Source organism: Pantoea sp. BJ2 (genome assembly GCF_040255075.1).
Taxonomy (GTDB): Bacteria; Pseudomonadota; Gammaproteobacteria; order Enterobacterales; family Enterobacteriaceae; genus Pantoea; species Pantoea leporis.
On record NZ_CP158292.1, the window covers coordinates 1370552 to 1396174 of the forward strand.

22 protein-coding genes are annotated in these 25623 nt (G+C 58.5%); 12 read left to right on the top strand and 10 right to left on the bottom strand.

The features are described 5' to 3' along the window. The first annotated feature begins 38 nt into the window (after positions 1-38). Genes AAF463_RS06245 through ybiB form a run of 3 tightly spaced genes read left to right on the top strand, consistent with a single transcriptional unit; the run spans position 39 to position 4155 of the window. A complete protein-coding gene (locus AAF463_RS06245) occupies positions 39-935 on the top strand; it encodes a LysR family transcriptional regulator (protein ID WP_101763134.1) in 897 nt (298 codons plus the stop codon). A 54-nt stretch (positions 936-989) separates the two neighbouring features. After that, positions 990-3134 (top strand): ATP-dependent DNA helicase DinG, encoded by a 2145-nt coding sequence (dinG, locus tag AAF463_RS06250; protein ID WP_101763133.1) that lies wholly within the window; start codon positions 990-992, stop codon positions 3132-3134. Positions 3135-3186: 52 nt separating this feature from the next. Beyond that, complete coding sequence (gene ybiB, locus AAF463_RS06255) at positions 3187-4155, top strand: DNA-binding protein YbiB (protein WP_192236573.1); 969 nt, start codon at positions 3187-3189, stop codon at positions 4153-4155. Between the two features lie 163 nt (positions 4156-4318). Here the strand turns inward: ybiB and AAF463_RS06260 are convergent, their stop codons facing one another. The 3 genes from AAF463_RS06260 to hutH (AAF463_RS06270) all read right to left on the bottom strand — a co-directional run bounded on the left by AAF463_RS06260 (position 4319) and on the right by hutH (AAF463_RS06270) (position 9002). Beyond that, on the bottom strand, positions 4319-5476 hold the full coding sequence (locus tag AAF463_RS06260; RefSeq protein WP_350261724.1) for a M20 aminoacylase family protein: 1158 nt from the start codon (positions 5474-5476) through the stop codon (positions 4319-4321). A gap of 276 nt (positions 5477-5752) precedes the next feature. Then, positions 5753-7438: a urocanate hydratase gene (gene hutU, locus AAF463_RS06265; protein WP_110865798.1), complete on the bottom strand. Its 1686-nt coding sequence runs from the start codon at positions 7436-7438 to the stop codon at positions 5753-5755. Positions 7439-7448: 10 nt separating this feature from the next. Then, a complete protein-coding gene (gene hutH, locus AAF463_RS06270) occupies positions 7449-9002 on the bottom strand; it encodes a histidine ammonia-lyase (RefSeq protein ID WP_350261725.1) in 1554 nt (517 codons plus the stop codon). A gap of 319 nt (positions 9003-9321) precedes the next feature. On the opposite strand from hutH (AAF463_RS06270), the gene hutC reads away from it, so the two are divergent. Continuing rightward, a complete protein-coding gene (hutC, locus tag AAF463_RS06275; RefSeq protein WP_008102577.1) occupies positions 9322-10077 on the top strand; it encodes a histidine utilization repressor in 756 nt (251 codons plus the stop codon). A gap of 104 nt (positions 10078-10181) precedes the next feature. On the opposite strand, the gene AAF463_RS06280 is transcribed toward hutC, so the two are convergent. After that, positions 10182-10721: a HutD family protein gene (locus AAF463_RS06280; protein ID WP_350261727.1), complete on the bottom strand. Its 540-nt coding sequence runs from the start codon at positions 10719-10721 to the stop codon at positions 10182-10184. Further along, positions 10718-12073, bottom strand: coding sequence for a formimidoylglutamate deiminase (locus tag AAF463_RS06285; protein ID WP_350261728.1), 1356 nt, complete (start codon positions 12071-12073; stop codon positions 10718-10720). The genes AAF463_RS06280 and AAF463_RS06285 overlap by 4 nt, the downstream gene beginning before the upstream one ends. Before the next feature lie 85 nt (positions 12074-12158). Here AAF463_RS06285 and hutI point away from each other — a divergent pair, with 85 nt between their 5' ends. The 7 genes from hutI (at position 12159) to hutH (AAF463_RS06320) (ending at position 19154) form a co-directional block, all read left to right on the top strand. Further along, positions 12159-13376: an imidazolonepropionase gene (hutI, locus tag AAF463_RS06290; RefSeq protein ID WP_350261730.1), complete on the top strand. Its 1218-nt coding sequence runs from the start codon at positions 12159-12161 to the stop codon at positions 13374-13376. Continuing rightward, positions 13373-14164: an N-formylglutamate deformylase gene (gene hutG / locus AAF463_RS06295; RefSeq protein ID WP_192236566.1), complete on the top strand. Its 792-nt coding sequence runs from the start codon at positions 13373-13375 to the stop codon at positions 14162-14164. Before hutI ends, hutG begins: the two co-directional genes overlap by 4 nt. A 392-nt stretch (positions 14165-14556) precedes the next feature. Further along, the gene (locus AAF463_RS06300) at positions 14557-15408 is read left to right on the top strand and encodes a transporter substrate-binding domain-containing protein (protein WP_192236565.1); all 852 of its coding nucleotides are present in this window, start codon (positions 14557-14559) and stop codon (positions 15406-15408) included. Between the two features lie 12 nt (positions 15409-15420). Beyond that, on the top strand, positions 15421-16140 hold the full coding sequence (locus AAF463_RS06305; protein ID WP_277975759.1) for an ABC transporter permease subunit: 720 nt from the start codon (positions 15421-15423) through the stop codon (positions 16138-16140). An 11-nt stretch (positions 16141-16151) separates the two neighbouring features. Further along, positions 16152-16880, top strand: coding sequence for an ABC transporter permease subunit (locus tag AAF463_RS06310; RefSeq protein ID WP_101761022.1), 729 nt, complete (start codon positions 16152-16154; stop codon positions 16878-16880). A 1-nt stretch (position 16881) separates the two neighbouring features. Then, positions 16882-17676 carry an ATP-binding cassette domain-containing protein gene (locus tag AAF463_RS06315; protein ID WP_350261731.1) on the top strand — a complete coding sequence of 265 codons (795 nt, stop codon included), beginning with the start codon at positions 16882-16884 and terminating at the stop codon, positions 17674-17676. After that, a complete protein-coding gene (hutH, locus tag AAF463_RS06320) occupies positions 17673-19154 on the top strand; it encodes a histidine ammonia-lyase (protein ID WP_350261732.1) in 1482 nt (493 codons plus the stop codon). Before AAF463_RS06315 ends, hutH (AAF463_RS06320) begins: the two co-directional genes overlap by 4 nt. 33 nt (positions 19155-19187) lie before the next feature. On the opposite strand, the gene AAF463_RS06325 is transcribed toward hutH (AAF463_RS06320), so the two are convergent. Beyond that, positions 19188-19817: a flavin reductase family protein gene (locus AAF463_RS06325; protein WP_137385452.1), complete on the bottom strand. Its 630-nt coding sequence runs from the start codon at positions 19815-19817 to the stop codon at positions 19188-19190. A gap of 127 nt (positions 19818-19944) precedes the next feature. Here AAF463_RS06325 and rlmF point away from each other — a divergent pair, with 127 nt between their 5' ends. Continuing rightward, positions 19945-20871, top strand: a complete 927-nt coding sequence (gene rlmF, locus AAF463_RS06330; protein ID WP_137385453.1) for a 23S rRNA (adenine(1618)-N(6))-methyltransferase RlmF — start codon at positions 19945-19947, stop codon at positions 20869-20871. A 2-nt stretch (positions 20872-20873) separates the two neighbouring features. Here the strand turns inward: rlmF and ybiO are convergent, their stop codons facing one another. From ybiO to glnH, 4 genes are all read right to left on the bottom strand, one after another. After that, positions 20874-23150 (bottom strand): mechanosensitive channel protein, encoded by a 2277-nt coding sequence (gene ybiO, locus AAF463_RS06335; RefSeq protein ID WP_350261733.1) that lies wholly within the window; start codon positions 23148-23150, stop codon positions 20874-20876. Between the two features lie 185 nt (positions 23151-23335). Continuing rightward, complete coding sequence (gene glnQ, locus AAF463_RS06340) at positions 23336-24058, bottom strand: glutamine ABC transporter ATP-binding protein GlnQ (RefSeq protein WP_110865810.1); 723 nt, start codon at positions 24056-24058, stop codon at positions 23336-23338. Beyond that, positions 24055-24714: a glutamine ABC transporter permease GlnP gene (gene glnP / locus AAF463_RS06345; protein ID WP_007887744.1), complete on the bottom strand. Its 660-nt coding sequence runs from the start codon at positions 24712-24714 to the stop codon at positions 24055-24057. The genes glnQ and glnP overlap by 4 nt, the downstream gene beginning before the upstream one ends. 85 nt (positions 24715-24799) lie before the next feature. Next, positions 24800-25546 (bottom strand): glutamine ABC transporter substrate-binding protein GlnH, encoded by a 747-nt coding sequence (gene glnH / locus AAF463_RS06350; RefSeq protein WP_036647919.1) that lies wholly within the window; start codon positions 25544-25546, stop codon positions 24800-24802. Positions 25547-25623 lie beyond the last annotated feature (77 nt).

Consider the following 25623-nt stretch of genomic DNA (forward strand, 5'->3'; position numbering starts at 1 on the left):
TTACTTAACTTTAGTCAGCAATCTCTGAAGGAAAATCGGTGCAGACGCTTCCCAATCTTAAACTGCTGCAGGTGTTCGCCAGCGTGGTGGAAAATCAGGGCTATTCGCGCGCGCAGCAGGCGCTGAACATGACCACGCCGGCCATCAGCGCCTACATGAGCGAGCTCGAAAGCCAGCTCGGTTTTATCCTCTGTCAGCGCGGGCGCGGCGGCTTTACCCTGACCAGCAAAGGCGAGCAGTTTTATCGCTACAGTCAGGAGATGCTGGCGACGCTGGCGGGTTGGCAGGAGCAGGTAGAGACGCTGAAAAGCGCGCAGGGCGGCACTTTCTCGCTTGGCGTGGTGGACGCCACCGTCACCGATAGCACGCTGGATCTGCCCGCTGCCATTGCCCGCTTTAATCAGCGCTTTCCGGCGGTGTTCTTTAATCTGAGCGTGCGCGATCCCAATGAGTTGCAGCAGCAGTTGCTGGAGGATCGGCTCGATTTGGCGATTGGGCACTTTCCGCTGCGCGCCAGCAATCTGGTGACTATTCCGCTTTACGAAGAACAGCATTGGCTCTATTGCAGCCCGCAACATCCGCTGGCTGAGGGTCATCCGGATGTGCGCACCGTGCAGCAAACCGGCATGGTGACGCGGCGTTACTGGAATCAGCAGGAGCTGAATAAGCGCGGCTTCCGCCAGAGCAACGCCTCAGTGGAGAGCATCGAAGCGCAGCTGACGCTGATTCTCTCTGGCCGCTTCATTGGCTATTTACCCGAACACTACGCGCGCAGCGGGGAACTGCAGGGCACGCTGCGCCGCCTGCTGCCGCACCATTTCCACTTCCGCGCGCCTTTCTCTTTTGCGTTCCGCCGTGGGCGCGCGCGTGAAACCTTAATCCGCGCGATGCGTGAAATTCTGAATCCAGCGCGAAAAAATAGCAGCGAAAGCTGACGCTGCGCCAATACTGTGTAAAAATACAGGCCAATTCAGCAAACAGTAACGAAAATGGCCCTGACAGCAGCGATAAAAAGCCAGATTGCGCAATGGTATAAGGCGCTGCAGCAGCAGGTTCCTGACTTTATCCCGCGCGCGCCGCAGCGCCAGATGATTGCCGAAGTGGCGAAAAGTCTGGCCGGTGACGAAGGTCGTCATCTGGCGATTGAAGCGCCCACCGGCGTCGGCAAAACTCTCTCTTATTTGATTCCCGGTATTGCGGTGAGCCGCGCCGAGGAGAAGCGGCTGGTGATCAGCACCGCCAACGTGGCGTTGCAGGACCAGATCTTCAGCAAGGATCTGCCGCTGCTGAAGAAAATCATCCCCGATCTCACTTTTACTGCCGCCTTTGGCCGTGGACGCTATGTTTGTCCGCGCAACCTTGCGGCGCTGGCGGCGACCGAAGATCAGCAGGGCGATTTGCTGCTCTATCTGGATGAAGAGGCAGTCACCGGCTCGAAAGAGGAGCAGAAATTCTGCGCCAAGCTAGAGAAGCAGCTCAGTAGCTACCGCTGGGATGGCTTGCGCGATCACACCGATGTCAACATTGAGGACAGCTTGTGGCAACGCCTCTCCACCGACAAAGCCAACTGCCTTGGCCATCACTGCCGCTGGTATCGTGAATGCCCGTTCTTTGTCGCGCGTCGCGAAATTGAGCAGGCGGATGTGGTGGTCGCCAACCATGCGTTGGTGATGGCGGCGATGGAGAATGAATCGGTGCTGCCACCGGCGAAAAACCTGATGCTGGTGCTGGACGAAGGCCATCATCTGCCGGAAGTGGCGCGCGATGCGCTGGAGATGAGCGCGGAGATCACGCCCGGCTGGAGCAGTTTGCAGCTCGATCTGTTTGTGCGGCTGGTGGAAACCATCATGGCGCAGTTCCGCCCAAAATCGCCGCCGCCGCTCACCAACCCGGAGCGCCTGAAAGGTCACTGCGATGAAATGCGCGAGCTGCTGCAGATCCTGTGCGATGCGCTCAATCCACTGCTGCCGGGCCATAATCAGCCGGGCGAGTTCCGCTTTGTTCTGGGTGAATTGCCGGAAGAGCTACTGAGCCTGTGCGCGCGGCTGTTCAAGCTGAGTGACGCGCTGCGCGGCTTAAGCGAAGGCCTGCTCAACGAGTTGGGCGAGCAAACCGGGAAAGCCGATATCATGCGGCTGCATAAAGCTATCATTCAGCTCAATCGCCACTTCGGCTGGTTCGAGTCGATTAGCAAATTGTGGCGGCTGGCGGCGATGGAGAAAGCTTCCAATGCGCCGGTGTCGAAGTGGATTACGCGTGAGATCCGTGAAGGCCAGGCGCATCTGCTGTTCCACTGCGCGGGCATTCGCGTGAGTGATCAGCTGGAAAAAATCCTGTGGCGCAAAATCCCGCATGTGGTGGTGACCTCGGCCACTTTGCGCTCGCTCAACAGCTTCAACCGTTTGCAGGAAATGTCCGGCCTGAGTGAGAAAGCCGGCGACCGCTTTGTGGCACTGGATTCACCGTTTAACCATATCGACCAGGGCAAGCTGGTGATTCCGCAGATGCAGTTTGAGCCGCAGATGGCGCAGGAAGCGGAGCACATTGCCGAGATGGCGCGCTTTTTCCGCCAGCAGATCGCCGAAGAGAAGCACAAAGGGGTGCTGGTGCTGTTCGCCAGTGGCCGCGCGATGCAGCAGTTTGTCGCACATATTCCTGATCTGCGCCTGTCGATGCTGGTGCAGGGCGATCAGCCGCGTTCGCGCCTGGTGGCGCTGCATCGTGAACGCGTCGAAGCCGGTAAAATCAGTATTCTGGTCGGGCTGCAATCGTTCGCCGAAGGGTTGGATTTGAAAGGCGATCTGCTGTCGCAGGTGCATATCCATAAAATCGCTTTTCCACCGGTAGACAGTCCGGTAATTTTGACCGAGGGCGAATGGCTGAAGAGCCTGAAACGCTATCCGTTCGAAGTGCAGAGCTTGCCGAGCGCCTCCTTTACCTTGATTCAGCAGGTAGGACGTTTGATTCGCAGCCACAGCTGCTTTGGCGAAATCGTAATTTACGATCGCCGCCTGCTCAACAAAGCCTATGGCAGCCGACTGCTGGCCGCGCTGCCGGTGTTCCCGATTGAGCAACCGCCGATGCCGGAAGCCAGCAGTGACAAGACGAAAAAACGTCGCAGTAAGAAAATCTAACGATCAATTTTGGCAGCCGCACGGCGGCGCGCCCTGGAAGCGGGAATGCCTGATGGAACTGAATAAAATTATTAAAGAGATTGGGCGCGGTAAAAATCACGCGCGCGATATCGATTTCGCCACCGCGCAGGCGCTCTACAGCGCGATGCTGGCCGGTGACGTGCCGGAGCTGGAGCTCGGTGGCGTGCTGATTGCGCTGCGCATCAAGGGCGAAGGCGAAGAGGAGATGCGCGGTTTTTATCACGCGATGCAGCAGCAGATGATGCAGTTGCAGGCACCCGCTAACCGGCCCATGCCGATTGTCATTCCCAGCTACAATGGCGCGCGCCGTCAGGGCAATCTGACGCCGCTGCTGGCGCTGCTGCTGGTGAAGCTGGGCTTCCCGGTGCTGCTGCACGGCGTCAGCGACGATCCCACGCGCATCACCACCGAAGCGGTGCTGGCAGCGCTGGACATCGCGCCTGTCACCTCCGCCGCACAGGCGCAGGCGAAGCTGGATAACGGCGAACTGGCGTTTATCACCATCGACCATCTGTGTGCGCCAATGGCGCAACAGCTGTCGCTGCGCTGGCGCATGGGCGTGCGTAACAGCGCGCATACGCTGGCGAAACTGGCGACGCCGTTTGCCGAACGTGCTGCGCTGCGCCTGGCCAGCGTCTCGCATCCGGAATATGTGCCGCGCGTGGGGAAATTCTTCCAGGATATCGATGCACCGGCGATTCTGCTGAACGGGACCGAAGGCGAGGTGTATGCCAATCCGCAGCGCTGCCCGGCGATTAACTACATTCGTGGCGCGGGTGCAGAAGCGGAAGTGTGGGTTGAGCGCCAGCCGGAAGTCAGTGTGGAACTGCCAGAAAGCAAAAGCGCACAGGACACCGCCGCGTGGATCAATCAGGTATTAGCCGGGGAACGCGCGGTGCCGCAGGCGCTGCGTTTGCAGCTGGCGTGTTGTTTGATGGCGACCGGTGAATCGGCTAGCCTGGCGGATGCAGAAGTGAAGTTACAGTTGGCGGGGATGTGAAGAGTAAAGCCTTTGAATTAAGCGCCTCATTTACAGCGCACACAAGCTGTAGCGGCGCGATTAATCGCGCTGTTCAATGGCAGCAATGTCGCCATCCCGCTATTGCGTAATAAATTGCGCCGCGACGGCACGAGCAAGCATCCGCCATTCCTGGCGACCGCCCTCACGCTTTCGCCAGCACGCGCTCTACCAACTGCTGCCAGAAGGTAATACCAATCGGCAGCAGCTCATCATTAAAATCGTAATTGGCGTTATGCAGCGGTGCGGATGGCGTCGCGCCATCGGCACCCAGCCAGAAATAGGCGCCGGGGCAGGCTTGCAGCATGCAGGCAAAATCTTCCGAAGCCATTGAAGGGTTCACCTGCCAGTGAACCTGCGCCTCGCCAAGCACCTCAACCGCCACGGCACGCACCTGTTCGGCTTGATCTGCATGGTTGGCGGTGACCGGATAACCGGGATACCAGTGAATCTCCCCGCTGACGCCAAACGGGCGCGGCAACGTCGTGACAAAATCCTCAATCAGACCGCGCACGCGATTACGCACGTCGGTCTGCAAACATCGCACCGTGCCGCGCAACACAATCTGCTCAGGAATGACGTTAATCGCTTCGCCGCCGTGAATCTGCGTCACGCTCACCACCGCCGAAGCCAGTGGCGACAGACGACGCGACGGAATGGTTTGCAGCGCCAGAATCAGCTCGGCAGCAACCACCATGGGATCGGCCCCGCTTTCCGGCATCGCCGCATGGCAGCTTTTACCGTGCAGCGTAATTTCGAACGAGTCGAGTGACGCCATCATCGCATCCGGATTCACCGCCAGCGTGCCCACCGGCATGCCCGGCCAGTTGTGCATGGCGTAAACCGCATCCATCGGGAAGCGCTGGAACAGGCCTTCTTCCACCATTTTGCGCGCGCCACCGAGATTCTCTTCGGCGGGCTGGAAGATGAAGTGAATAGTGCCGCTGAAGTTGCGCGTAGCCGCCAGCTGACAAGCCGCCGCCAGCAGGATCGAAGTGTGACCATCGTGACCGCAGGCATGCATAACGCCGGCTGTTTGCGACTTCCACTGCGGCGCGCCTTTTTCGGTGATCGGCAGCGCATCCATATCGGCGCGCAGACCAATAACCGGTCCGGGACCGTTCTCTAAGGTGCCGATTACGCCGGTGCCCGCTAAGCCACGAAACACCTGTAATCCGGCCTCAGTGAGGACCTGTGCGACGAGCTCGCTGGTCTGCTGCTCCTGGTAACCCAGCTCAGGATGTTGGTGTAACTGACGACGCCAGTTGAGGGCGTTTTCCAGCAGTGCAGCAGGCAGGCTCATAAGGTAAGGCTCTCCATTAGCAGCGTGAGCTGCAAAATAATGTATTTACTGTAGTGGCAAGCGTATGGCGGCGTCTATCGCGGAACGGAATAATTTGGCTATAGGGTATAGCGGAATGGAATATAGTAAACGGGCTGGTAAGCGCCTTCCCCCGCTTGCGGAAGAAGGTTGGGATGAGGGGAAAGCTGCACAATGTTGAAAGGTGCGCGCTGTCCCTCACCCTAACCCTCTCCCGCAGGCGGGAGAGGGGATTGATAGGCGGGCGCGGGTTGGACGTTATTTCTGCATCGGCAGGTTGAGACCGTGCTCCTGCGCGCAGCTTTGCGCTAATTCGTAACCCGCATCCGCGTGACGCATTACGCCGGTGGCCGGATCGTTCCACAGCACGCGGCCCAGACGCGCATCGGCTTCTTTGCTGCCGTCACACACAATCACCACGCCGGAGTGCTGCGAGAAGCCCATGCCGACGCCGCCGCCATGATGCAGACTCACCCAGGTCGCGCCGCCTGCGGTGTTCAGCAGGGCATTGAGCAGCGGCCAATCGGATACCGCATCCGAGCCGTCTTTCATCGCTTCGGTTTCACGGTTCGGTGACGCCACGGAACCGCAATCCAGATGGTCGCGACCGATGACGATCGGCGCTTTCAGCTCGCCGTTACGCACCATTTCGTTGAACGCCAGCGCCGCTTTGTGGCGCTCGCCGAGACCCAGCCAGCAGATACGCGCCGGTAAGCCCTGGAAGGCGATACGCTCCTGCGCCATGTCGAGCCAGCGATGCAGATTCTGGTGATCCGGGAACAGCTCTTTCAGCTTGGCATCGGTTTTGTAGATATCTTCCGCATCACCTGACAGCGCCACCCAGCGGAACGGGCCTTTACCTTCGCAGAACAGCGGACGAATATAGGCCGGCACAAAACCCGGGAAATCGAAGGCATTTTTCACGCCCTCATCCAGCGCCACCTGACGGATGTTATTGCCGTAATCCACGGTCGGCACGCCCATGTGATGGAAATCCAGCATCGCCTGCACATGTACCGCCATTGAGGCGCGCGCGGCTTTCTCCACCGCTTTCGGGTTGCTGACACGCTCGGCTTCCCAGCGCGCCAGATCCCAGCCGACCGGCAGATAACCGTTAATCGGATCGTGTGCTGAGGTCTGATCGGTGACGATGTCCGGCTTCATGCCGCCCGCTTTGGCACGTTTCACCAGCTCCGGCACGATTTCAGCGGCGTTGCCCAGCAGACCAACAGAAATGGCACGCTTCTCTTTGTTGGCCTGATCAATCAGCGCCAGTGCTTCGTCCAGCGTATAGGCTTTGTGGTCGACGTAGCGAGTGCGGATACGGAAATCGATACGAGATTCCTGGCACTCAATCGCCAGCACGCTGGCACCGGCCAACACACCCGCCAGCGGTTGTGCGCCCCCCATGCCGCCCAAACCGGCGGTGAGGATCCAGCGGCCGCTGAGATCGCTGTCGTAATGCTGACGACCCGCTTCAGCGAAGGTTTCGAAGGTACCTTGCACGATGCCCTGCGCACCGATGTAGATCCACGAACCGGCGGTCATCTGGCCGTACATCATCAGGCCTTTTTGATCCAGCTCGTGGAAGTGATCCCAGTTGGCCCAATGCGGCACCAGATTCGAGTTAGCCAGCAGCACGCGCGGCGCATCGGCATGCGTACGGAACACGCCCACCGGTTTACCGGACTGGATGAGCAGCGTCTCCTCCGGCTGCAGGGCGCGCAGCGAACGCAGAATCTGCTCAAAGCACTCCCAGTTACGCGCGGCTTTACCGATGCCGCCGTACACCACCAGATCTTCCGGGCGCTCTGCCACGTCAGGATCGAGGTTGTTCTGGATCATGCGGTAAGCCGCCTCAATCAACCAGTTGGCGCAGTGCAATTCATTACCGCGCGGCGCACGGATTTCACGGGCTACAGCCTGAGTCAAAGTTTCGCTCATCATCGATTCCTTAATTAACAGTCTTACGCTGGCTTGGCAGCAGCGCGGTAAGGGATTCAGGCCATGCAGGAGCGCTGGCCCACAGACGCATGGATTCGATATCCGGCGCCAGTAAACGGTCGTGATCGAGGAAGGCCACCTTCTCGCGAATGCGGCTCATCTCTTGCTCCAGCGTCGGCGAGCTCTGCAGCGGACGATGGAAATCAATGCCTTGTGCCGCAGCCATCGCCTCAATGCCGACCACAGCGGCGGTATTGAAGCACATGCTGCCGAGGCGGCGGGCCGCGTAGGTCGCCATCGAGACGTGATCTTCCTGGTTAGCGGAGGTTGGCAGGCTGTCAACGCTGCCCGGATGCGCCAGCGATTTGTTCTCAGACGCCAGCGCTGCAGCAGTGACCTGCGCAATCATAAAGCCGGAGTTAACGCCGCCATCATTGACGAGGAACGGCGGTAAACCGGAAAGGCCGGTATCCAGCAGCAGCGCCAGACGACGCTCGGAGATCGCGCCGATTTCGGCAATCGCCAGCGCTAGAATATCAGCGGCGAAGGCCACCGGCTCGGCGTGGAAGTTACCGCCGGAAATCACATCGCCACTGTCGCTGAACACCAGCGGATTATCGGAGGCGGCGTTGGCTTCAATCTGCAACACGCGCGCGGCGTGCGACAGATTATCGAGGCAGGCGCCCATCACCTGTGGCACGCAGCGAATCGAGTAGGGATCCTGCACGCGGCCGCAGTGGGTGTGTGAGCCGAGGATTTCACTGCCGGCTAATAAAGAGGAGACGGCGGCGGCAACGTTGATCTGTCCCACCTGGCCGCGCGCTTCGTGAATCCGCGCATCGTAAGGTTTCACCGAGCCTTTAATCGCTTCCAGCGACAGTGCGCCGGCCATCAGGCCCGCCGCGAACAGGTTTTCCGCTTCGAACAGCCCGCGCAGCGCCAGCGCATTCGAAACCTGCGTGCCGTTGAGCAGCGCCAGACCTTCTTTGGGGCCCAGCACAATCGGCTGCAGGCCAACGCGCGCTAAGCCTTCGGTCGCGGGGATTAACTCGCCATCGACGCGTACCTGACCTTCGCCCAGCAGCATCAGGGAAAGATGTGCTAGCGGGGCCAGATCGCCTGACGCGCCCACCGAACCTTTCTCCGGGATGCACGGCATCACACCGGCGTTGAACAGCGCCAGCAGCGCTTCAATCAGTTCGATACGCACGCCAGAGTGACCGCGCGCCAGGCTGATAATTTTGGTCGCGACCACCAGACGTGCCACGTTGTCCGGCAGCAAATCGCCGAGGCCAACGCTGTGCGACAGCACCAGATTGCGCTGCAGCTCGGCCAGCCGCGCCGAGGGGATCTGCGTCTGCGCCAGCTTGCCAAAACCGGTGTTGATGCCGTACACCACGTTGCCGGATGCGACAATGGCATCGACGGTTTCATGGGCACGCGCAATCGCTGCGCGCGCATCATCGGCCAACGTGAGCGTTACCTTGCTTTGATAGATGGTGCGCAAGGTAGCGAGGTCCACTTCACCGGGAACGAGGCGAATTTCCTGAACCGAACCTGACATAGTCTACTCCTGTCTATACAAGTGATCTGGCATGAATGGGACGCCGATATTTTGCGATGTGGCTGTCCGATTTGCCGTGGATTGCGATGAGTGAAGCATAAGTGTCTAATCTTGTCTATACAAGTAGCAAGCGCTATGCCAGATTGTTCACGTTCTGTGAAATACGACGCAATGCGCGTTATGCGGTGTAAACGCAGCGGGATTGCACCGGAGCAGGGCGAAAGCTGCACCAATGCTGGGCACCTTGCACAATTAGATGTATATACATTTACGGGCTGAGACAGTAAACTTTGGGCATTATTCTTTATAGGAACAGGAAATGGCGGAGCAAACAGCAGTAGCACAGCTGGCTGCGGCGATGGGCGATGAGCCTGCGCCGATTTACCAGCGGGTGAAGCAGGCGATCGTCAGCCAAATCCGCGAAGGTCACTGGAAAGCCAACCAGCGCGTGCCGTCTGAAAGTGAACTGGTGAACGAGCTGGGCGTCAGTCGTATGACCATTAACCGCGCGCTGCGTGAACTCACCAGCGAGGGTTTTCTGGTGCGCATGCAGGGCGTGGGCACCTTTGTCGCGGAGATGAAGGGCTACACCGCGATGCTGGAAGTGCACAACATCGCCGATGAGATCGCGCAGCGTGGACATCGTCACAGCTGCAAGATTTTGTCGATTGGGCAGATGAAGGCCGATCCGGAACAGGCGGCGGTGCTGGGATTATCCACCGGGCAAACGCTGTTCCATTCGCTGATTGTGCATTACGAAAACGATCTGCCGGTACAGCTGGAAGATCGCTTGGTCAATCCACTGGTGGCTCCGGATTATCTCAGCCAGGATTATCATCAGCTGACGCCGTACACCTATTTGATGCGCGTTGCGCCGCTGACCGCTGGTGAGCATATTGTGGAAGCGGTGCTGCCGGATCTGCGCCAGCGTAAGCATCTGGCGCTGGATGAACATGAGCCGTGCCTGCTGATTCGTCGTCAGACGTGGAGCGACAACAAGATTGTGACCTACGCGCGACTGTTGTATCCGGGATCGCGCTATAAGTTGCTGGGGCGCTTTAGAGGACATGGTTGAGCAAAGATTTCCCTCACCCTAACCCTCTCCCGCAAGCAGGAGAGTGGACCAATTGCGCCTTCTCCCGCGTGCGGGAGAAGGCTGGGATGAGGGGAACGCGGCACTTATTCAACCCGACTGAGCATCACAAACAGTAGGCTGGCATCTGAGGTTAACGGTTCAAGCTGCGTAAGTTCATCCATCCACCACACACCTTGATTGACGGCTAGTTTTTCCCCCGCCGATGTTTGCCAGTCTCCTGCCAACACCCACGCCACGCCGTTTTCACTACTGGCCATTTTTTGCTCAACGGTAACCTGAGAACGCCAGCTGTCGCGGCGCGTCATGATATTAAAATCCTCACAGCTGCCGCGAATGCGGGCGTCAATCGCCCATTCACCGGGAAACGCCCATGGTTGATGCGGCTGTAAAACGTGTTCCCCGTGCTCGCCGCGCAACAGCACGCTGTCGCCGTGCAGCAAGGTAATCACGCGATCGATGCCGGGAAAAGGTGAAAACGGCCCGTCGGCGGAGATGGTAGCGATACTGGCGCGCCAGGCAAACTGCGCGTCGCCCGGCGGATAGCTGACGATTTCTCTTGTTTCACCGCCGCCGTTGCGCCAGCGGCTGACCGCAAGCTGGTCGTAGGCAAAACGGGTGCTCATTGTAACGCCCTCATCGCCCCGGCAAAGTTCGCTGCTGCACGCTCTTCTGCCGCATGATGGCCTTCGCTGATTACCTGCTTGCCCGCCACAAACACGTCGCGGATCTGTTCGCGCTGGCCGCCAAACAGCCAGCGGTTCAACAGCGCTGTGCTGCTAACGCTGCTGAGGAACGCGTCTTCTGCCAGCACCAGCCAGTCAGCACGTTTGCCTATCGCCAGTTCACCCGCCGGCAAACCACATGCCTGCGCGCCGCCCTGTGCTGCTTGCTGCCACAGCAGATCGCCTACGGAAGGTTGATTGGGCAAGGTGATGCGGTTGCGACGACGATCGCGCAGTCGCTGGCCGTACTCCAGCCAGCGCAGCTCTTCCAATGCGCTAAGCGACACGTGGCTGTCGGAGCCAATGCCCCAGCGGCCGCCGCGCGCGATGTACTCCACCGCTGGAAAAATGCCGTCGCCGAGGTTGGCTTCCGTGGTCGGACACAATCCCGCCACCGCGCCGCTTGCCGCCATGCGCTGAATTTCGTCGTCATCAAGATGAGTGGCGTGAATCAAGCACCAGCGCTGATCGACCGCGAAGCGATTGAGCAGCCACGCCACCGGACGCTCACCGCTCCACGCCAGGCTGTCGTTAACCTCTTTCTCCTGCTCGGCAACGTGAATGTGCACCGGCACATCCTGCGGGCAGGCGGCTAATACTTCGTGCATCTGCGCTTCATTCACCGCGCGCAGCGAATGGAAGCAGATGCCATGATTAAGCAGCGGCTTATCCGCGCTCCAGCTCGCCACGCGCTGCTGCTGTTGCAGATAGGCGTCGGTTTGCTGAATGAAACGGCGCTGGCCGTCGCTGGCCGGTTGCGAACCAAAACCGCTGTAGCTGTAGAGCACCGGCAGCAAGGTTTGACCGATGCCGGCGGTCTCCGCCGCCGCCATCAGTGCCAGCTGCATGGCATCATCGGCGTAGGGTTTGCCGTGCGCATCGTGGTGCAAATAGTGGAATTCCGCCACCTGGCTGTAACCGCCTTTCAGCATGTCGATGTAGAGATGCGTGGCGATAGCGCCAACCTGCTCGGGCGACAGGCGCTGCACCATGCGATACATCAGCTCGCGCCATGTCCAGAAGCTGTCCTGCGGATCGCCCGCCACTTCAGCCAATCCCGCCATCGCGCGCTGGAAGGCGTGTGAATGCAGATTCGCTATCGCCGGAATCACTGGACCGGCAAGACGCGTGGCATCGCCGGGCTCGCTGTTGGGCGCGAGTTGGGTGATCTGTCCGACTGCGTTGGTGGTAATCAGCACGCGCTCATGCCAGCCGTCGGCCAGCAGTGCGCGTGGGGCAAAATAGGTTGTCATGGTTGATCCTGCATGGCGGAAAGTTGTATATACATATACATACTTTGAAGCGCAGTGTAAATCGCCGAACGCGAAGGGGAGTGGGATGGCAGAAACAGAGCAGATCGACAGCCTGTGGCTGGGGGCCGACATCGTTACGATGCGTGACGGGCACTACAATCTGATTGCCGACGGTGCGCTGGCGGTCGATCAGGGAAAACTGATTTGGGTGGGGCCACGCAGTGAATGCCCGGCTTTTGCCGCGCGCGAACAGCACCAATTTTCCGGCGGCATCATCACGCCCGGTCTGGTGGATTGCCATACGCATCTGGTGTTTGGCGGCGATCGCAGCCAGGAGTTTGAGCAGCGTCTTAATGGTGTGAGCTATGCAGAAATCGCTGCACAGGGCGGCGGCATTCTCTCCACGGTGCGCGCCACCCGCGCGGCCTCGCAGCAAGAGCTGGTGGCAAGTGCGCGCTGGCGGCTGGATCGCCTGCTGGCGGAAGGCGTCACCACGGTAGAGATCAAATCCGGTTACGGTCTCGATGAGGCCAGCGAACTGACCATGCTGCGCGCCATTCGTGAGTTGGCGGAAACGGTGCCTGCCGATGTGCAGGCTACTTGCTTAGCCGCGCACGGTTTCCCGCCGGAGTTTAAAGACAATCCGCAAGGCTGGATCGATATCATCTGCCAGCGCCTGTTACCGCAGGTGAAAGCAGAAGGGTTGGCGGATGCGGTGGATGCGTTTTGCGAGCATTTGGCCTTTTCTCCTGAGCAAGTTCGCACGGTCTTTGATGCCGCCAAAGCATTGGGCATGCCGGTGAAACTGCACGCCGAGCAGCTTTCGGCGCTGAGCGGCGCGGCGCTGGCGGCCAGTTACGGTGCGCTCTCCGCCGATCATCTGGAGTACGCCACCGCAGCGGATGCGCAAGCGATGGCGCAGCACGGCACCGTGGCGGTGTTGCTGCCGGGCGCGTTTTATCTGTTGCGTGAAACCCAGCGTCCGCCGGTAGCACTGTTTCGAGAACACGGCGTAGCGATGGCGCTGGCCAGCGATGCCAATCCGGGCACCTCACCGGCGCTTTCGCTGCGACTGATGTTGAACATGGGCTGCACGCTGTTTGGTTTGACGCCCGAAGAGGCGTTAGCGGGCGTGACCTTGTGGGGCGCCAAAGCGCTGGGATTACAGCACTCGCACGGTTCGCTGGAAGCGGGCAAGGTCGCGAATTTTGTTCACTGGCCGCTGGCGCGTCCGGCTGAGCTGGTTTACTGGCTGGGCGGCGAATTGCCGTGCCAGGTTATTTATCGTGGAGAAGCGCAATGACACCTTTTCATTTTACCGCCGGTAAGATTCCGCTGCTGGTCAGCATTCCTCACGCCGGCACGCAGTTAACGCCGGAAGTGGACGCCGGCCTGAGCGACGCAGCGCGCGGCCTGCCGGATACTGATTGGCACTTGCCGCTGCTGTACGATTTTGTGCGCGATCTCGGCGCCAGCGTGTTAATTGGTCACTATTCACGTTTTGTTATTGACCTTAATCGCCCGGCGGATAATCAGCCGCTCTACACCACGGCGACCACCGGCTTGTATCCGGAAACCCTGTTCGACGGCAGCCCCACCTTTGCACCGGGTAAAACGCCGAGCGCCGAGGTGCGCCAGGGTTATCTGGACACGATTTGGCAGCCTTATCATCAGCAGCTGCAGCAGGAGCTGGCACGCCTGAAAGCTGAACATGGTTACGCGCTGCTGTTTGATGCGCACTCGATCGCCTCGGTGATCCCGCGGCTGTTTGAGGGGCGTTTACCGGATCTCAACATCGGTACCAATGATGGCGCCAGCTGTTCAACGGCGGTGATCAACGCGATCAAACAGGTGTGTCATGCGCAAAATGATTACAGCTGGATCGCGAACGGACGCTTTAAAGGCGGCTATATTACCCGCGCCTACGGCCAGCCGGAGCAAGGCGTGCAGGCGGTGCAGCTGGAGCTGGCGCAGCTCAATTATATGGATGAAACCTCGCCGTTTGCCTGGCAGCAGGATCGCGCAGCGCAGCTGCAGAAGGTACTGAAACCGCTGATGCAGGCGTTTCTAGACGCCGGTAAATCGAACTAAATCCCCGCACATATTCGTTGCGGCGCAATTTATTGCACGTTATTCAGATTGGCAATGTGGTCGCCATTCATACGCGCGATTAATCGCGCCGCTACGATTCGTGATCCTGCACCACCACAATGCACACCTTGCCTCCTCGCGGTGCAATATTACGTCCATCGCGTGACCATCTCCCTGAATTTGCGGCTTTGCCGATTTGGCATAGTGCTTGCTAGGTTGTATGTACAAGTAAAGACCGCGCAGCGATTATTAATTTTTATACTGGCTGGCTCACAAAAAGCTTATGCCGACAATGATCTGCCGCACGCTAACTTGTATATACATGAAAGGTCATCTGCAAATATTGCATAAGCAGAGACTGCCAAATTCGATTAATAGCCAGGAGATGCCGCATGACGCACCGCGCCCCGATTCGCCGTTTTTGCCTCACGACCCTGTTTGCCAGCCTGATGATTAGCGGCATTGCCGTCCAGGCGAAAGAGTGGAAATCGATCACCATCGCTACCGAAGGCAGCTACGAACCCTGGAACCTGACGCTGCCGGGCGGCAAGTTGGGCGGCTTTGAACCGGAACTGATGGAAGACCTGTGCAAGCGCATGGGCATTCAGTGCAAGCTGGTGGTGCAGAACTGGGACGGCATGATCGCCGGCCTCAACGCCGGAAAATATGACGTGATCATGGATGCGATTGTCATCACGCCAGAGCGCAAAAAAGTGGTTAACTTCACCACGCCATACGCTTCAACGCCCGCCACCTTTATTACCACTAAAGACAATCCGCTGCTGCCGGCCGATCACAACATCATCAAGCTGCATGACGACGAGAAAGCGATCAACGCGGCAATTGCCCCACTGAAAGCGGCGCTGAAGGGCAAAACCATTGGTATCGCCTCCGGCACGGTTTACACGCCCTTTATCGACAAGTACTTCAAAGGCGATACCGAGGTACGCGAATACACCTCTTCGGCGGATGCGATGCTCGATCTGCAATCCGGTCGTATCGATGCGGTGTTCGATGACGTGACCTTTGCGCAATCAATGCTGGCGCGCAAAGAGAACAACAATCTGGTCTTCAGCGGCCCACAGCTCGGCGGTCCAATTTGGGGCGAGGGCGAAGCAATGGGCGTACGCATGGCGGATAACGATCTGAAAGCCAGGCTGGATGAGGCGATTCATGCCGCGCTGGCTGACGGCACGGTGAAAAAGCTCAGTGAGAAGTGGTTTAAAACTGACGTAACTCCGTAAGTGAGGTGAAAGATGATGAGCCTGCTGAGTTTTGGTGCTGATGGTTGGGGCCGCCTGATCCTGAGCGCCGCCTGCACCACGCTGCTGCTGTCGCTGGTGGCGCTGATGATTGGTGCGGTGGTCGGTTCCGGTGTGGCGGCCGCCAAATTATCGCCTCAGCGCTGGCTGCGCTGGTTGGGTGAAAGCTATTCGGTGGTGTTTCGCGGCATCCCGGAACTGCTGGTGATCTACCTGTTCTATTTTGGTGGATCCGGCCTGATTACGCTGGTTGGGCAGATGTTCGGCGCAGATGGCTTTATCGAAGCGCCGCCTTTCCTGATTGGGGCGCTGGCCATCGGGCTCATCTCGGGTTCGTATCAGGGTGAAGTGTATCGCGCGGCGCGTCTGGCGCTGGCCAAAGGCGAAGTGGAAGCGGCGGTGGCGATTGGCATGCCACGCTGGCGCATTGCGCAACGCATTCTGCTGCCGCAGGTGGTGCGTTACGCGCTGCCGGGCATGTCGAACGTGTGGCAGATGAGCCTGAAAGACTCGGCGCTGGTGTCGGTCACCGGCATCGTCGAGCTGATGCGCGCCAGCCAGGTTGCGGCGGGATCCACGCGCGATTACTTCACGTTTTATCTGGTTGGCGCTGCCTGTTATCTGGTGCTGACGCTGGTGTCTAATCATGCGTTTCGTCGGGCAGAGTCGCGCCTTGGTCGCGCGTGGCAAAGTCGCACTGCGGCGCAGCATTAAGGAGCAGCAGCATGATCGACTTCGCTTTTCTCTCGGATACCTTCCTCAAACTGAGCGCCGCGCTGCCGGTGACGCTTGGCCTGTTTATCAGCGCCTTTCTCTGCGGCGGCATATTGGCGATTGGCATTTTGTCACTGCGCATGAGCCGCTGGCGGGTGCTGAGCGGCTTCGCACGCGGCTACATTCTGGTGTTTCGCGGCTCGCCGCTGATGATTCAGCTGTTTCTCATCTATTACGGTCTTGGGCAGTTTGGCGTCATCCGCCACAGCTTCGTCTGGCCGTTCCTGCGCGAGCCATTTATCTGCGCGGTACTGGCGCTGTCACTCTGTACGGCAGCTTACACCGCTGAGATTTTGCGTGGAGCGCTGCTCGCCGTGCCGGCTGGACAAGTGGAAGCCGGTCTCGCCTGCGGCATGTCACGCTGGCTGCTGCTGCGCCGCATTATCGCGCCGATCATGCTGCGCTATGCGTTGCCGGCGTACTCCACCGAAGCGATTTTGCTGGTGAAATCCACCGCGCTCGCCAGCCTCGTCACCGTGTGGGACGTGACTGGCGTGGCGCAGCAGATCATTCAGCGTACCTATCGCACCATGGAAGTGTTTGTCTGTGCGGCGGCGATCTACCTGATTCTCAACTTTATTATCGTCCAGCTGTACGCGCTGTTAGAGCGCCGTCTGACCCCGGCGCATCGTGTCGCAAAAAAGCCGATGCCCGCCGTTAAACCGCTTGCCGGAGAGTAATATGCATTCCACATCACCCGTTACCTTATCCGCCACTGATATCCATAAATCCTTTGGCGCGATGGAAGTTCTGAAAGGCATTTCGCTACAGGCGCATCAAGGCGATGTCATCTCGATTCTTGGCGCCAGCGGCTCGGGCAAAAGTACCTTGCTGCGCTGCATTAACCTGCTGGAAACGCCGGATGCTGGCGTGGTGAGTGTCGGCGGCGAAACCATTGAGATGAAACGCCATGCGCGCGGCCATCAGCTGGCGGCCAATCCGAAACAGATTGAGCGTTTGCGTTCACGCCTTGGCATGGTGTTCCAGAGCTTTAATCTTTGGTCGCACATTACGGTGCTGCAAAACGTCATTGAAGGGCCGCACTATGTGCTGAAGCGCGACAAGAAAAGCTGCATCGCCCAGGCGGAGCAACTGCTGGATCGCGTTGGCTTACTCAATCGCAAAGATTTCTACCCGGCGCAACTCTCGGGCGGCCAGCAGCAGCGCGTGGCGATTGCCCGCGCGCTGGCGATGGATCCGGAAGTGATGCTGTTTGATGAACCGACTTCGGCGCTCGATCCGGAACTGGTGGGCGAAGTGCTGAAAGTGATGCGCAGCCTGGCGGAAGAGGGGCGCACCATGCTGGTGGTGACGCACGAAATGGGCTTTGCGCGCAACGTCTCCAACCGCGTGGTGTTTATGCATCAGGGCACCATTGATTGTCAGGGCGCGCCGGAAGAGATGTTTGGCGCCCAGGGATCGCAGCGCTTTAAGCAGTTTATCTCCAGCCATCACGGCGCGGAGCAGCCAGCATGACCATCGTATGGGGCGACAGCTCATTAACCTGGCAAGAGCTGGTGCAGGTGGCGCGGCACAACGCGGAACTCAGTTTGAGCGTCAGCGCCTGGCAGCGCATTGCGCAGGGGCGCGCGATTGTCGATGAGATTGTCGCCAGCGGCCAGATCGCTTACGGCATCAATACCGGCCTCGGCGCGCTGTGCAACATCACCCTGCCGGAAGATCAGCTCAGCCAGCTTTCGCGCAATACGCTGCTGAGTCACGCCTGTGGCGTGGGTCCGCTGCTGACGCGTGAGCAGGCGCGCGCCATTCTGTGCGCGGCGATTGCCAATTACAGCCACGGCAAATCGGGCGTGTCGGTGGCGCTGGTGCAGCATCTGCTGGCGCTGCTCAATCAGCAGATTACGCCGCAGGTGCCGTCGCAGGGTTCGGTCGGCTACCTCAGCCATATGGCGCATATCGGTCTGGCGCTGATTGGTGTCGGCGACGTGGAGTATCAAAACCAGATCATGCCCGCGGCGCAGGCGTTAACGCTGGCGGGATTACAGCCTTATCGTCCGGGGGCCAAAGAGGGTTTGAGCCTGGTCAACGGCACGCCGTGCATGACCGGCTTGTCCTGCCTGGCGCTGGATGATGCGGCGCGTTTGCTGGATTGGGCCGATGTCACCGGTGCGATGAGTTTTGAGGCGCTGCGTGGACAGCGGGTGGCCTTTGATGCCGAAGTGATCGCGCTGAAAGCCAGTCCGGGCATGCAGATAAGCGGTCAGCGCTTACGCGCATTGCTGATTGATAGCCCGCTGCTGGCGACCAGCGTTGGCATTCGCACTCAGGATGCGCTCAGCCTGCGATCCATGCCGCAGGTACATGGCGCCAGCCGCGATCAGTTCGATCACGCGGCGCGCCAGATTGAAACCGAACTCAATGCCTGCACCGATAATCCGCTGGTGCTCGGCACGGCGGATAACTGGCGCGTAGTGTCGCAGGCTAACCCGCACGGCGAATCGGTGGCGATGGCGGCGGATCTGCTGGCGATTGCCATGGCGGAAATCGGCAGCATCGCCGAGCGGCGGCTTGATCGTTTAGTCAATCCGCTGGTGAGCGGCTTGCCGGCGTTTCTGGTGGCGCAGCCGGGCGTTAACTCCGGCATGATGATTGCGCAGTATGTGGCGGCGTCACTCTGTGCGGAGAATCGCCAGCTGGCGCAGCCGGCGGTGCTGGATAACTATGTGACCTCGGGTTTGCAGGAGGATCATCTCAGCCTCGGCACCGGCGCGGCGCTAAAGCTGCTGAAGCTGGTGGGCAACGTGTGGCAGATTCTGGCGATCGAGTATCTGCTGGCGGCGCAGGCGCTGGATTTCCACGGCGAAGAGCAGCTGGCGCAGGGAACGGCGCAGGCATTGCGTCGCCTGCGCGCGGTGGTTGCCAACTGGCAGGAAGACCGCTGGCTGGCACCGGAGATCGCGCGGGCGGTAGAGGTGTTGAAGAGCGGTTTGTAACATGGTCGCCATTTACGGCGACCTGACCAAGGATCAGCGGCGAGCGTCCGGCCGTACCAAATCGAAACGCAGTTCTTCGCTGATGCCGTAATAGGCCGACGGGCCTCCGGCACGCAGGATCGGCTGCGCTTTGGCCGTTTGATAAATACCCTCTTCCAGCAGGGCTTCATCAATATGAATGGCGACCGCTTCGCCCAGCACCAGCCAGCTATCAATCGGCTGGCCCTGGGCATCCTGCAACTGAATCAACTGCGTCAACTTACACTCAAAATTCACCGGGCTTTCCGCCACCATGCTGACATTGACATGTGACGCTGCAAGCGGCGTTAATCCCGCCAGCGCAAACTCATCCTGTTCTGACGGCACCGATGCGGAGCTCTCATTCATCGCCTCGGCCAGCGGACGCGTGGCCAGATTCCAGACAAACTCTTTGGTCTCTGAAATATTTTGTACGCTGTCTTTCCAGCCGCTGCTGGCAAAACCAATAATCGGCGGATGATAGTTAAAGCAGTTAAAGAAGCTGTAGGGCGCTAAATTGCGAACCCCGCTGGCGCTTTGCGAGCTGACCCAGCCGATTGGGCGAGGGCCGACGATGGCGTTCAACGGATCGTGCGGCAAACCGTGTCCCGCGCGGGGCTGATAAGAGTAACGCTGACGAGTCATAACCATCCTTATAAGAGAACATGAGTGTGGTGCACTAATCTCATCTAATACGGTGAATTCGATTAAGCGCATTGTGCGATGCCGCTAGCCAGAGTATCTTACGCCCGCGCTATTTTCCGGAGAAACTATGAACAAGCCAGCCGCCACGTCACCTTTCCATCCGCGTAACCGCCACCAGGGCCGTTATGATTTTGCTGCTCTGACCGCAGCCCATCCGCCGCTGGCGGTGAAAGTGCGTCCCAACGGCTACGGCGAGTTGTCGGTGGATTTCGCCGATCCTGAAGCGGTGATGCTGCTGAATCAGGCGCTGCTGAAGCTGTTCTATAACCTCAACTGGCAGCTACCTGCAGGTTATCTGACGCCGCCGGTGCCGGGCCGTGCCGATTACGTTCATGCGCTGGCCGATCTGCTGGCGAGCGACAACGGCGGCGTGGTTCCACGCGATCTGGATGTAATGGATATCGGCTGCGGCGCGAACTGCATCTATCCGCTGATTGGCAACGCCGAATATGGCTGGCGCTTCACCGGCACCGATATCACCGCCGAAGCGATTACCGTGGCCGGGCAGATTGTGGCGAGTAATCCGGGCTTGCAGCGCGGCGTGCGTCTGCGTCGGCAAAAAGAGGCCTCGGCGATTTTCGCCGGCGTGGTGCATAAGAATGAACGCTATCATGCGGTGCTGTGCAATCCGCCTTTCCATTCATCAGCGGAAGAGGCGGCCAGCGTGGGTCAGCGCAAAACGCGCAACCTTGGCTTAGGCAAAAATGCGCCGCTCAATTTTGGTGGCCATCACAACGAATTGTGGTGTGACGGCGGCGAGCGCAAGTTCGTTGGTCAAATGATCGCTGAAAGCGTGACGCACTCAGACGCCATTATTTGGTTCACCTCGCTGGTCTCGCGCAAAGAGAATTTACCGGCGCTGCGCGACCAACTGCGTGATCTCGATGCTTATGAAGTGCGCATCATCGAAATGGCGCAAGGTCAGAAGCAGAGCCGCTTTATCGCCTGGACGTTCCAGCCGCCGGCGACGCGCGCCAAACGGCTGAAACGCTAACCTCATTGTGCCGGCGGCAACGCCGGTAAGCTGGCAGCGGTGGTAATATCGCTGCCGGTTTGCATCACTGCTACCGTTTGATGCGGCGCTTTAATGCCGGCCGCATCAAAATGCTTCTTCACCTTATCATCCAGCGCAAAACGTACCGTCCACTGCTTCAGCGGCTGGGTGGTGAATGACACGCGCACGGTAAAGGATTGGTTGGTTAATCCCACTAATCCGGCAAAACTCGGCTCGCCAATCACCATGCCGCGAATCTCCGGGTTCTCCAGCAGCTCTTTCACTGCGCCCTGCAGCGTTTGGTTAACGCGTTCGGTATCTTCACTGCGATCCACATCGTAGTTCGCCACGAACGAGCCGATGCCGCGCACAAAGTTGGCGAAGGTGGTGATCGATGACCACGGAATAATGTGATACGCGCCAGTATCCTGACGCACGCCCACCGAGCGAATCGACATGCGCTCTACGGTGCCGGTGATCGGGCCAATGGTGACTAGATCACCGGTGTTCATGCCGTTCTCAAACTGGATAAAAATGCCGGTGATGATGTCTTTCACCAGCGTTTGCGAACCGAATGATACCGCCAGACCGAGCGCACCGGCACCGGCTAGCAGCGGCGCAATATTCACGCCCACTTCCGACAGTAAAATCATAATGGTGATTGTGCTTATTACGACCGCCAGCGCGTTACGAAACAGCGTCAGCAGCGTGCGGGTGCGTGCGCTCGGCATGGGGCGGCCGTGCGAATCCGAGGCGAGGCGACTTTCGATCAGGCTTGCCAGCAGCGTCCAGCCGACTGCCGACAGCAGCACAATGATCACGATACGAATCAGCACATCCACCATTTTTTGGCCGGCGCCAAGCGTGAGCCAGTGCCAGAGATCAAACAGATTCCATGCATTGAGCAGCAGCAACAGCGTGGCAAACACCGTGACCACGCGCGCCAGTTTCAGCAGCGCTTTCACCCAATCGTTAACGCGCTTTTGCAGCTCGGGATAGTTGCGGCGCATGTCGGGCGACAGCGTGACGGTTTTGCCAATCCAGCGCGTCAGCATGCCGGAAATCAGCGCAGCGATAACCACGATCGCCAGGCTGCGCACCGTGGCGGACATCATAAACTTCAGGCTGTCGCCGGGGTTGAAGATCGAGAACAGGAACAGCGCGATAAAGTAGGCGCTGGCCAGCCAGTGCCACACCATGCCAAAGGCGCGGATGAACAGCGCAAAGAAGCTCAAGCTGCGATCGGCAAGACGCGACAGTTCATGATGGATGTTGCTTTTGTTGCGGAAAATCAGCCACAGCGCCCAGCCGGTCATGATCCCCATAATCAGCATGTTGACCAGCGCCGCCACCTGAATATTCACCTGATTGGAGACAATCGGCACCACCACCAGTAAACCGTAACCGATGATGCCGCTTAGCCAGCTCAAACGTGTGTTCCAGTAGCTGGCGCGCGCATCGGTTAAGTGGAAGAAGCGCAGCGAAGGGAAACGCGGGCAGAATATCAGCCGCAGCACCGCTTTAAAGAACTCAATCAGCGCGAAGGCGTTAAGGAAAAGGCCTTGCTGATAGGCGATGGTGCGGTTGTTGTTGTGATAGTTGTCGCTGATGATCTGACCGACAAACAGCGTCAGCGCCAGCAGCACAATATCGAGCACAAAGGCCATCAAGATAGTGGCGGGCAAGTGCAGCCACTTGGTGCGCTCAAGGTTTTGATCGCGTCCCCAGCGGCCCATGCGGCGCCACACCGGCCACATCAGGCGGCGTGTCAGCCAGTAAAATGCAAACACCGCGGCGGAGAGCGCAGCGAAGTATTTCAGCGCGTTGAAGAAGGTTTGCTGGTTAAAGGATTTGTGTGGCGCATTGGTGATGTTGTCATGCAGTTGCACAAACTGCGCGGCCACCGCGCCGCCATATTCACGCGTTACGCTGGTGACGCTCTCCAGTACCGTGAGATCGTCCTGATTGGCCTGCGGCGGCGCCAGCACCGGTTGGTCGCTGGTGGATTGGCTGTTGGCAGCCTGACGTAACTGATCGATCAGCTCCTGACGCGAGGCATTGTTATCCAGAATATTCGCCAGCGCGGCATAGGCGGCTTTTTTCTCGTCTAAGCTGGGTTCGCCTTCGGCTTTATCATCCGCTGCCGGGGTTTGCGACTGCTGTGCTGCGACGGCCGCCAGCGGCAGATTAACGGCCTGCGCCGGGGGAATGAGAAATAGAGTGAACAAACTGAAGAGTAACCACACGGCTGAACGCCATGGTGGGCTGGCAGACGACATCGCTTTTCTCCTTTAGCTTCGCGCAGCGGCACAAGAGAGAAGTATAGTCAGTGATGGAAGGTGAAGATTTTGAAAAGGAAAATTGAATCGTGGTACCTGCCGTAGTGGCGCGATTTATCGCGCCGCTACAAATTGTGCATGTAAAAAACCGCCGCCGAAAATGGGCGACGGTTTAATGGCAGAGCTTAGGATACGTGCTGCAGGAACTCGCGCAGACGGTCGCTCGGCGGGTTGGTGATCAGATCGTCCGGGTTGCCATCTTCTGCGATGGTGCCTTTGTCGATAAAGATCAGACGCGAAGCCACTTTTTGGGCGAAACCGACTTCGTGCGTCACGATGACCATCGTCATGCCTTCTTCCGCCAGATCCTGCATCACTTTCAGTACTTCGTGACGCAGCTCGGGATCCAGCGCTGAGGTTGGCTCATCAAACAGCATCATCTTCGGTTTCACCGCCAGCGCACGCGCAATCGCCACGCGCTGTTGCTGACCACCGGAAAGCTCAGACGGGAAGTGGTGTGCACGCTCGGCAAGGCCCACTTTACCCAGCAGCTCACGCGCCAGCTTATGCGCTTCCTCTTTCTTCGTACCACGCACGCGAATCGGACCAAAGGCGACGTTATCCAGCGCGCTCATTTGTGGGAACAGATGGAACTGCTGGAACACCATGCCCGCTTCCTGACGAATCAGTCGCTCATCCACTTTTGGATCATTGACCTTCATGCCATCGACAACCAGCTCGCCGGTGGTGATCTCTTCCAGCTTGTTGATGCAGCGCAGCAGCGTGGATTTACCGGAACCGGACGGTCCGATAATCACCACTACTTCGCCTTGATTAATCTTCAGGTTGATGTTGTGCAGAACCTGAGTCTGGCCGAAATTCTTCGAGACGTTTTTAAATTCAATCACAGAATTTTCATCCTTTTCTCAATACGGCGCAGCACAAAGCTCAACACCAACGTAATAACCAAATAGATAATGGCAACGGCGCTCCAGATCTCCAGCGCGCGGAAGTTACCGGCAATGATCTCCTGACCCTGACGCGTCAGTTCGGCCACGCCAATCACGATAAACAGCGACGTATCTTTGATGCTGACAATCCACTGATTACCCAGCGGTGGCAGCATACGGCGCAGGGCCAGCGGCATGATCACATAACGCAGGGTCTCGCGGCGCGACAGACCCAGCGCCAGACCCGCTTCACGGAAGCCTTTATTAATCGACAGTACCGCACCGCGCGTGATTTCCGCGATATAAGCGCCGGAGTTGATCATGATGGTGACCACCGCCGCGCTGAACGGATCGATACGCAGATCCGGGAAAGCCATCGGCAGGGCGAAGTAGATAAACATCACCTGAACCACGATTGGCGTGCCGCGAATCAGTTCGATGAAGACTAAGGCGATGTTGTTGGTGATCCAGCCGCCGTAGGCGCGGGCAAAACCGGCAACTAAACCGATAATTAAACCGCCGACCAGGCCGAGGACCGAGATCAGCAGGGTCATTTTGGCGCCTTCGATTAAAATCGGCAGGGCAGGCCAAATGACGCTCCAGTCAAACTCCATGGTGTGACTCCAAAATCTGTTGCGTGGAAATGTAAAAAGCAGGGAGTGTCAGGCTCCCTGCTGGAAAAATCGGCTCAGGCCGCAATTATTTTGGTTCAGTACCGAACCATTTTTTATAGATGGTGTTGTAGGTGCCGTTGTCGCGCAGAGTTTTCAGGGCGCCGTTCACTTTTTCACGCAGGTCGTCGCTGCCTTTCGGGAACGCGATGCCATACTGCTGCGCTTCAATTGACTCGCCTACCGCTTTGAAGCGGCCTTTACCGGCGGTGTTGATGAAGTACAGGATGTTCGGCGTATCGTGCAGCACGGCGTCAGCACGGTTAGTGCCTAACTCCATGTACGCGTTGTCGATGTTAGGGAACTGGCGCAGGTCTTTAGACTTGATGTGCGCTTTGGCGTAATCCACCGAACCGGTGCCGCTCTTCACCGCCACCACTTTGCCGTTCAGATCGTCAATGCTTTTAACGTCTTTTTCATTCTCGCGCACCATCACCAGCAGGCCGCTTTTGTAGTAGCCGTCAGAGAACTCGATGGCTTTTTTACGTTCTTCGGTGATGGTGATACCCGCCAGCGCCAGGTCAATGTTTTTGGTTTGCAGCGCAGGAATGATGCCGCTGAAATCCATTGGCTTGAAGGCGTAATCGAGTTTCAGTTCTTTCGCGATGGCATCCCACAGATCGATGTCAAAACCGACGTATTTATCGCCTTGTTTGAACTCAAAGGGAACAAATGCGGTGTCGGTTGCGACGATCAGTTTTTTGTCTGCTGCGGTGGAGGAAAGCGAGAAGGCCAGCGCCAGCGCGGCCACGGAGACTTTAATCAATGACTTCATCATTTTTTTCCTTATTACCCCTCAGGCCTGGTGGCCCGATGTACGGCCTATCATATGAAAAAATTATGCCAACTTTT

What these genes read in the sequence shown, in the direction of transcription:
- dinG (WP_101763133.1), top strand. Translation starts at nt 990, where the DNA reads ATGGCCCTGACAGCAGCGATAAAAAGCCAGATTGCGCAATGGTATAAG.
- ybiB (WP_192236573.1), top strand. Translation starts at nt 3,187, where the DNA reads ATGGAACTGAATAAAATTATTAAAGAGATTGGGCGCGGTAAAAATCAC.
- AAF463_RS06260 (WP_350261724.1), bottom strand. Translation starts at nt 5,476, where the DNA reads ATGAGCCTGCCTGCTGCACTGCTGGAAAACGCCCTCAACTGGCGTCGT.
- hutU (WP_110865798.1), bottom strand. Translation starts at nt 7,438, where the DNA reads ATGAGCGAAACTTTGACTCAGGCTGTAGCCCGTGAAATCCGTGCGCCG.
- hutH (WP_350261725.1), bottom strand. Translation starts at nt 9,002, where the DNA reads ATGTCAGGTTCGGTTCAGGAAATTCGCCTCGTTCCCGGTGAAGTGGAC.
- hutC (WP_008102577.1), top strand. Translation starts at nt 9,322, where the DNA reads ATGGCGGAGCAAACAGCAGTAGCACAGCTGGCTGCGGCGATGGGCGAT.
- AAF463_RS06280 (WP_350261727.1), bottom strand. Translation starts at nt 10,721, where the DNA reads ATGAGCACCCGTTTTGCCTACGACCAGCTTGCGGTCAGCCGCTGGCGC.
- AAF463_RS06285 (WP_350261728.1), bottom strand. Translation starts at nt 12,073, where the DNA reads ATGACAACCTATTTTGCCCCACGCGCACTGCTGGCCGACGGCTGGCAT.
- hutI (WP_350261730.1), top strand. Translation starts at nt 12,159, where the DNA reads ATGGCAGAAACAGAGCAGATCGACAGCCTGTGGCTGGGGGCCGACATC.
- hutG (WP_192236566.1), top strand. Translation starts at nt 13,373, where the DNA reads ATGACACCTTTTCATTTTACCGCCGGTAAGATTCCGCTGCTGGTCAGC.
- AAF463_RS06300 (WP_192236565.1), top strand. Translation starts at nt 14,557, where the DNA reads ATGACGCACCGCGCCCCGATTCGCCGTTTTTGCCTCACGACCCTGTTT.
- AAF463_RS06305 (WP_277975759.1), top strand. Translation starts at nt 15,421, where the DNA reads ATGATGAGCCTGCTGAGTTTTGGTGCTGATGGTTGGGGCCGCCTGATC.
- AAF463_RS06310 (WP_101761022.1), top strand. Translation starts at nt 16,152, where the DNA reads ATGATCGACTTCGCTTTTCTCTCGGATACCTTCCTCAAACTGAGCGCC.
- AAF463_RS06315 (WP_350261731.1), top strand. Translation starts at nt 16,882, where the DNA reads ATGCATTCCACATCACCCGTTACCTTATCCGCCACTGATATCCATAAA.
- hutH (WP_350261732.1), top strand. Translation starts at nt 17,673, where the DNA reads ATGACCATCGTATGGGGCGACAGCTCATTAACCTGGCAAGAGCTGGTG.
- AAF463_RS06325 (WP_137385452.1), bottom strand. Translation starts at nt 19,817, where the DNA reads ATGACTCGTCAGCGTTACTCTTATCAGCCCCGCGCGGGACACGGTTTG.
- rlmF (WP_137385453.1), top strand. Translation starts at nt 19,945, where the DNA reads ATGAACAAGCCAGCCGCCACGTCACCTTTCCATCCGCGTAACCGCCAC.
- ybiO (WP_350261733.1), bottom strand. Translation starts at nt 23,150, where the DNA reads ATGTCGTCTGCCAGCCCACCATGGCGTTCAGCCGTGTGGTTACTCTTC.
- glnP (WP_007887744.1), bottom strand. Translation starts at nt 24,714, where the DNA reads ATGGAGTTTGACTGGAGCGTCATTTGGCCTGCCCTGCCGATTTTAATC.
- glnH (WP_036647919.1), bottom strand. Translation starts at nt 25,546, where the DNA reads ATGAAGTCATTGATTAAAGTCTCCGTGGCCGCGCTGGCGCTGGCCTTC.